General features: G+C 57.1%; 1 protein-coding gene. It reads right to left on the bottom strand.

The window, feature by feature from the left end; translation table 11 throughout:
* The coding region (locus tag EOM25_13900; GenBank protein ID NCC26267.1) for a M15 family peptidase at positions 1-427 on the bottom strand (427 nt) is incomplete at its 3' end.
* Between the last annotated feature and the right edge of the window lie 2,136 nt (positions 428-2,563).

The following is a 2,563-nucleotide window of genomic DNA, read 5'->3' as shown; positions in this document are numbered from 1 at the left end:
GGCCCAGGTCGTGCATTGAGAGCTTGTCGCCGCCGACCCGGGGCCGCCAGACGTAGCCGGAGCTGTTGTTCGTGTCCGGGGACAGGCCAAAGGGGCCTTTGGTCTGGATGACGGGGTGGGCGATGGGCAGGACCGATTCCAGGGGGAATCGGGTTTCGAGGATGACGGCGAAGATTCTGCGGATGTCCTCGGCCAGGGCCTCGTGGACCACGATCTGGCCCTGGTGGACGCGGCCGTCGAATCCGTAATGGCGGACATCCACGACCACGAGATGAGACTGGACTTCAGGGAGGACGTCCGGGGGCTGGTGGGCGAAAATGGCCTCGCGGGGCGAGAGGGCGCTGTCGGTGATCACCGTAGGGGCGCAGGAGGCCAAGCCGAGGACTGCAGCGAGGAGAAAAAGAAAGCGAGGGCTATGTATCTTCATGAACATTCTGTTGCCTACTTCTGTCTGGCGGCCAGAAACCCACCGGCGGCGTGGCCGGGGCTGGTCAGGCGCAGGGCGAAGTCGGTCATGCTGGCGACGCGGAAGCCGTATGTGGTGTTGTCCTTGTTGACGTCTCCGAAAGAATGAAAGCCAATCTCGGCCTGTTGGTAGTTCCCGCTGTCGGGGGTGGTCAGTTCGGAGACCAGGATGGTGCCGTCGTCCTCCAACTGAAAAATGTCCATGTCCACATCTGGATTTAGGATATCCCATTGGCAAGGGTGGGCGTAGGTTTGGCCTTGAGGCACTTCCTGAATGTGGGTGAAGTAGTCCTTTTCGGCCGACCATCCAGCCAAACTTCTAGGAGGCCAGAGGGGAGTCCATCTGCCGGATTCCGTGGGCAGGCCCAGTCGATATCGCTGTCGGGTGTTCATCATGTCGTAGGCGATGGTGTTCGGGCGCCTAAAGGTGTCCTGATCGCTCATGTCCCCGTAAAAAACATTGATGAAATTTGTCTTGATCCCTTCCACGCGGCCCTCGCGGACTCGAAGGAGCAGGGTGGTGTTGTCGTTGACGATGCGACCGTCCCACCAACCCTGAATGCCTCGAATGTACTGGTCATGCGTGACGTCCTTGGCCGCCAGCCAACGCCGGATTTCCTGATTGCCCTGCTTTCCCTGGTGCTGCCAGAGCACGAGAACCAGTCGGTCGAAAATGCTGTAGGGCGAGTAGTTTTCAATGCCGTTCCAATCGCGACGATAAAAATTGTAATAATAAATCGGGGGATTGTTGCCCGAACCCCACCAGTCGCCCATGGAGCCGAATCGTTTTGATCCGACCAGGGGCTTGAGGCCGTCGGGTATGAGATCGCTGTAGTTCGTCCATTTGTATGGGCCGAAAGAATATCGGTCCCACCATGGGCCGAAGCCTCCGGCAGTGTTCCAATACCCTTCGGTGGCGTGAGGATAGGACATGATCCCGAGGTAGTGCTCCCTTCCCCCGGAGTCGAAAAAATAGAGATAGAGTGTCCGAGCGTTGGGGCCGGCCCCGAGTACCCTACCGAAATCATCCGGGTGCACGGCCACCCGACGGAAGTTCCCGTCGGATACACGGGACACGCTGTTGGAGCCTGTCGGATAAAAATATGCGTTTTGTTCGTCGTCGCCCAGACAGCGGACCCCGGAGAACACTGGCCTGGAGTCAGCACCCCATGGAGGATTGGTTTTTGCTGAAAGGGTGCCGTTGGAGAGATTCAGGTCTCGGGCGCCGTTGTCGATGGCAAAGACCAGTGAAGGAACATGGAATTTCATGAGGGACACGGCCAGGTATTCATACTGAGGATTGCTTCCGCCTTGCGTTCTCATCCTAAAGCTCAGGCCGCTGCCCCCATGTAAGAGATAGGTTCCGTGGCTGAGTTTGAGCTGGACATCGTAGTTCAGGATGCGGTCGTTGGCCTTCCAGATCGTGTCGATGTCGGCGCCTCTGTTGAGGAGGAAGTGGCCGAGTTTTGCCCCGTCATGGTCGGCTCTGATTGAGGTCATGCTGGCGAAATAAGCGGTCCCACCTTGAGTTTGGTACCTGCCGACCTCCATGCCCTCCGCATTGTTGCCATTGCCCATTGGTGAGAAGTTGTTTCGCAAGTCGGTTTCGGAGTTGAAGGTGATGTTGATGTCCTGAGCTTCACGGGCGCTGTCGGAAATGGGAATGTTGTAGGCCACGGTCCGGACCGAGGCCGTGTTGCCGGATCCGGCCACGCCCTTGGACGAGAGGATAAGATTTTTTTTGAAAACCGGGTAAGTGTAATCACTCGTACGAAATCTTTCATCGTTAAAAGAGTTTCCGTCAACGCGCGTGATGTTCTGTAAGGTAACTGTCCCTGTGCCAAAAACGGCTTTGTCGTATAGGTATTCTTTCCCCCCGTCAGTGCCCTTGATGAATATGCCGTTGTGGGTCGTGATGCACTGCATATTCGAGTTGAGAGTCAATCTAAGACTACCACCGGTGCTAACACGTTGATCCGTGGACGGAGGCAGAGCCAGATAGACCATGTCGTCTGCCTCGATGGCGTAGGCGGCATTGGTGGGTAGGCGATTTCCCAAGGTGCAGCGTAAGGTGTTGGTGCCTGAGTTGATGGAGGCT

Source organism: Deltaproteobacteria bacterium (assembly GCA_009929795.1).
GTDB lineage: Bacteria > Desulfobacterota > Desulfovibrionia > Desulfovibrionales > Desulfomicrobiaceae > RZZR01.
The sequence above is the reverse complement of the archived record's forward strand: the minus strand, read 5'-3'. Positions and strand labels throughout refer to the sequence as shown.